Genomic DNA, 4,616 nt, shown 5'->3' with positions numbered 1-4,616 from the left:
ACCAGTGGACGATCATTGATAAAATCCCTTAACATTATACCTATGAAAAGTGCCACTATGGCAGAATTAAAACCATATAGCTGTCCCACAAAGCCCAGAATAAGAACAAAGCCCACTATCACAGCTATGACTGTTTCGTGGGCTCTTGAGTTAAAATCTACCTTTACAAGCAGTTTTGTCAGGACATACTTTGAAAATAATATTATGAAGAGAAGGGCAATAAAGAGTTCGATGGCTATTTTGAAAATCAGGAAAAATGTCACTGCCCTGCCATGCAAATCGGAAAGGAATGAAAAGAGTATAACAGCCGAAATCTCAATGGTTACAACCTGCTGAAAAATTTTATTCCCTTCCTCGGTATTGTTTAGTCCGGTGTCTCTGAGAAGCCTTGTTACAGGGCCTGCACTGCTCATGCCAGTAACAATGCCCACAATCAGGGCTATGGTGATGCTATGGAATATGTAATAAACTATAAATGATATGAGGCTGAACGGCAGTATAAATTCCAGTATGCCCGTCATTATATTTAAGGGATGCAGAAATTTCCTGGTTTCCATATCCTTGAATTCCAGGGCTCCTCCGGTAAATAGAAGGAAATTTATCCCCAGTGCTATGAAGAGTGATATATTTGGGAGAATGTTTATAAGCCCCAGAACCCCGGGACCAATAATTATACCTATTACAATTGCAGCCACATATGAAACTAGCCTTAATTTCTCGAATATCTCCTCTCCAAGTTTAGCGAGAAGCAAAAGTACTCCAATAAATACTAATGCCAGAAGAGAGTCAGGTATTCCATACATTATTTTCTAATACAGGCTAAATATATAATATTTTTGTTAAAATATGGTTATTTCTTGCTGTTTGTTTAATATAATAAAGAATTTTGCAAATATTATCCAAAATTAAGAAAATAAATCCCGGCTTCCGGATTCGAACCAGAGACCTATGGATGACTGCGTTTTCTGGCAGTGTTTCACTCTACAGTCCATCGCTCTACCAACTGAGCTAAGCCGGGTAACAGATGATTCTAACAACGAATATAAATTTTAACATTTATGTGGTTCTGGGAATTCAGGAATATTAATATGCACTCTGCATTTATGTGTTGCATGAAGGTAATAGACGGTTATAAGGAAGGAAATATACATTTTAAATGGTCACCCCACAGTAGTCCAGTTGCACACATTAGTCCTGGTGAAAAGATAAGCATTAAAATTCCTGATTCCTCAACCATGCAGATAAAGAAAGATTATAGCACCGCAGATCTGGCAAAAATTGACCATTCTAGAGTGGACGCAGCTGTCGGGCCGGTATATGTGGATGGTGCAGAAAAAGGTGATACGCTCAAAATCAAAATAGAGAGCATCGAAACTGGAACGTGGGGATGGAGCGCCATGATGAAGGATTTTGGATCCCTGAGCAATATGTTTGGGGAGAAACTCATAATATGGGAACTCCATGATAATAAGGCAAAAAGCATCACAGGGGATTTCCTGAATGATGTGGCCATTCCCCTAAATCCATTTCTGGGAATCATAGGAACAGCACCAGAAGATGGAGAATACGGCATGATACCACCGCAGGCCTTCGGAGGGAATATGGACAATAGATTCCTCAGGGCTGGATCTACACTGTATCTTCCCGTAAATGTTCCCGGCGCACTGGTATCATTTGCAGATCCACATGCGGCTCAGGGTGATGGAGAGGTTTGCGGGACTGCAATAGAGACCTCCTGCACTGCCGTGGTTACAGTAGGCCTCATAAAAAATAAAAGGATAAAATACCCCAGAATTGAATCCACGGAGTCCATAAAATCTGATTATATAGTTTCCATGGGCATAGGAGACAGTATGGAAGAATCTGCGAAGACTGCAGTAAAGGAGATGATTGATATTCTCGCGGAGTATGGTTTTTCCAGTGAAGAGTCTTATATACTGTGCAGTGTAGCCGGAAACCTGAGAATTTCTGAGATGGTTGACATGCCAAATTTCGTTGTTTCACTGGCAATGGATAAAAGTATAATTAAGAACAAAAAAATATAAATTTATTTATCAAAGAATGCCTTTAGAATTTTGCCTGGATTATTTTTACGTATGCTATTGTTGAGGCATGTGTGTACCCGTTATGAATATTCTAAAATTTAACACCTATAAAAGGAGAAACCTGAGTATACAGTAAACCTACAGTTCAGAAGGAATTGCATATGTTTATCCTGTACATAAAATATGGACAGCCACAAAACATTATAACTGATTGCATTATCATTATTTATGTTATTTTCAGAAGTCAGCAGCAAATTGATGAAAATGGAAGCCACAACAAAGAGGCTGGAACTTACATCCATACTTGGTTCATTGCTGGAGGATGCAGGCGATGACCTCAAGGAATTGGTGTATCTTATCCAGGGAAAACTTGCCCCAGACTATGAGGGAGTGCAATTTGGGGTTTCAGTCAAGCTGATTGTCAAGTCCCTTGCCAGTGTGTCAGGACTCAGGGATGAGGATGTCAACAGGCTATTCTATAAAAATGGTGACCTTGGCACAACTGCTTCAGAAATCAGGGAAAAGATGAGCCAGAGGCCACTTTTTAATGAAGAACTTACAGTGCATTATGTCTATACTAAACTTCTTGAACTTGCAAAATCTTCAGGATCCGGAAGTGTGAAGGGGAAAATTGGCATATATGCTGACCTCATGGTAAACTCACATCCTGATGATATCCGGTATATTACCAGAATAATAATGGGAAAATTAAGGCTTGGAGTCGCCGATTCTACCATTCTTGATTCACTTGTGCATGCCTTCTCCAGCAAGGAATACGCAGATATAATAGAAACTGCCTACAACTTTCATCCGGATATTGGCTTCATAGCTACACTGCTTCAAAAAGGCCATATAGAAAACATAAAAAAAATAGGCCCTGAGCCACTGATACCATTCAAGGTGATGCTTGCTGAACGGCTGAGGTCTATAGATGAGATCCGGGAAAAGATGGGGCATCAGGCATCCTATGAATACAAGTATGACGGGTTAAGAACCGAACTGCACCAGAAGGGGGAAACAATAAAAATTTTTTCGAGGGGGTTGGAGGAAACTACAGAAAATTTTCCTGATATAGTAAATAATTTCAGAAAAACCTATTCATTTGATTCTATAATAATTGATGGTGAATCTGTTCCATACAACCCTGACACTGGCGAACTCTTTCCATTTCAGATGGTTTCCAAAAGGAGAGGCAGAAAATATCAGCTTGTTGAGAAATCCACAGAAATACCGCTGGTTATGTTTATTTTTGACATACTTGAACTTAATGGGAAATCCCTTGTGAATATGCCGTACCAGGAAAGAAGAAAAATCCTGGAAGACAATTTTAAGGACAATGAATATTTCAGGGTTGCCACAAGGCTTGTTTCTGATGATCCCAGAGAGATCAATAAATTCTTTGAAAAAAGCATAGAGGATGGGTGTGAGGGAGTGGTCGCCAAGAACATCTCTCCGGAATCCGTTTACCGTGCCGGGGCCAGGGGCTGGCTATGGATAAAATTCAAGAGGGACTATCAGAAAGAACTTGCGGATTCAATGGATCTGGTGGTGATAGGTGCGTTCAATGGCCATGGGCGGAGAGCCGGCACCTATGGAGCACTTCTCATGGCATCTTATAATGATGAAACACATGCATATGAGTCCTTCACTAAACTGGGAACTGGATTTAGCGATGAGGTCTTATTCTCATTCCCAAAAATGTTCTCCGATCTTATTGTGGACCACAAGCCTGCTATGGTTGAAACAAAAATGGAACCGGATATCTGGATATATCCCCAGATAGTCATGGAAATCCAGGGAGCTGAAATTACTATCAGCCCTGTGCATACATGCGCACTTGGAGTTATTGAAAAAGATTCAGGCCTTGCACTGAGGTTTCCCCGGCTTGTAAAAATACGTGATGATAAAACTGCGGAAGAGTCCACGACCACAAATGAAATTATAGAATTATATAAAATGCAGAAAAAAACAAAATAGATTTATGAAGAATGTTTATTCTTCGTTGTCTTCATTTCTGTTATAATTGCTTCTTCTGTTATTATTTCCGTATCCACGGTTGCTGTTTCCACGGTTTCCCTGATTTCCGTACCTGTTATTGTAATTGTTGTACTGGTATTCGTATTCCTTCTCACTCATGTCCAGTTCTTCATTTGGTTCAATTCCCTCTTCAGACTCAGCCATGGATCCGTATTTGCCAACATTCAATCTCATGTGGCCTCTCAGCAATGAAATATAACCGTTATCGATTTTAAGAGTTTCTCCATCCCTTATATCTTTAACCTGATCATCCCACAGCGTCAGGGTTATTTTGCCTGTATCATCAGCTACAACAACCTCACTGACTGATTTGTCTTCTCCGAATCTGGTTTTTATCTCTTTTGGCTCTCCTAGTACTACTACCTTTCCTATAACGTTAACACGTCTTGAGGAAGGGGTTAAATCCTTAATTTTGGTTATTTCGTCCATATTATTACTTCCTTTAATCCTTTCGGACTCATAATAATATTTAACGCGTATTTAAACATGCGTATTTTAAAATATTTTAGTAAGTTTTCAAGATAGGCATAACAA

At 39.7% G+C, this 4,616-nt stretch carries 4 protein-coding genes and 1 tRNA gene; 2 read left to right on the top strand and 3 right to left on the bottom strand.

The window, feature by feature from the left end; genetic code table 11:
- Both AMDU4_RS09090 and AMDU4_RS09085 read right to left on the bottom strand, forming a co-directional pair.
- The coding region (locus AMDU4_RS09090) for a cation:proton antiporter (protein ID WP_290704826.1) at nt 1-803 on the bottom strand (803 nt) is incomplete at its 3' end.
- A 115-nt stretch (nt 804-918) separates the two neighbouring features.
- Nucleotides 919-1,018: transfer RNA gene (locus tag AMDU4_RS09085), tRNA-Tyr, on the bottom strand.
- 94 nt (nt 1,019-1,112) lie between these two features.
- Between AMDU4_RS09085 and AMDU4_RS09080 the strand changes: the two genes are divergently transcribed.
- Together AMDU4_RS09080 and AMDU4_RS09075 are read left to right on the top strand one after the other, a co-directional pair.
- Nucleotides 1,113-2,045: an acetamidase/formamidase family protein gene (locus AMDU4_RS09080; RefSeq protein ID WP_290704823.1), complete on the top strand. Its 933-nt coding sequence runs from the start codon at nt 1,113-1,115 to the stop codon at nt 2,043-2,045.
- 228 nt (nt 2,046-2,273) lie between these two features.
- Complete coding sequence (locus AMDU4_RS09075) at nt 2,274-4,022, top strand: ATP-dependent DNA ligase (protein ID WP_290704820.1); 1,749 nt, start codon at nt 2,274-2,276, stop codon at nt 4,020-4,022.
- A gap of 15 nt (nt 4,023-4,037) precedes the next feature.
- Here AMDU4_RS09075 and AMDU4_RS09070 read toward each other — a convergent pair whose 3' ends face one another.
- Nucleotides 4,038-4,511 carry a hypothetical protein gene (locus tag AMDU4_RS09070; protein WP_021787681.1) on the bottom strand — a complete coding sequence of 158 codons (474 nt, stop codon included), beginning with the start codon at nt 4,509-4,511 and terminating at the stop codon, nt 4,038-4,040.
- Nucleotides 4,512-4,616 lie beyond the last annotated feature (105 nt).

It is taken from the genome of Ferroplasma sp. Type II, from assembly GCF_000496155.1.
The sequence above is the reverse complement of the archived record's forward strand: the minus strand, read 5'-3'. Positions and strand labels throughout refer to the sequence as shown.

Bases quoted from the DNA above. Each gene is read 5' to 3' on its own strand.
- AMDU4_RS09080 (WP_290704823.1), top strand. From the start codon at position 1,113: ATGAAGGTAATAGACGGTTATAAGGAAGGAAATATACATTTTAAATGG.
- AMDU4_RS09075 (WP_290704820.1), top strand. From the start codon at position 2,274: ATGTTATTTTCAGAAGTCAGCAGCAAATTGATGAAAATGGAAGCCACA.
- AMDU4_RS09070 (WP_021787681.1), bottom strand. From the start codon at position 4,511: ATGGACGAAATAACCAAAATTAAGGATTTAACCCCTTCCTCAAGACGT.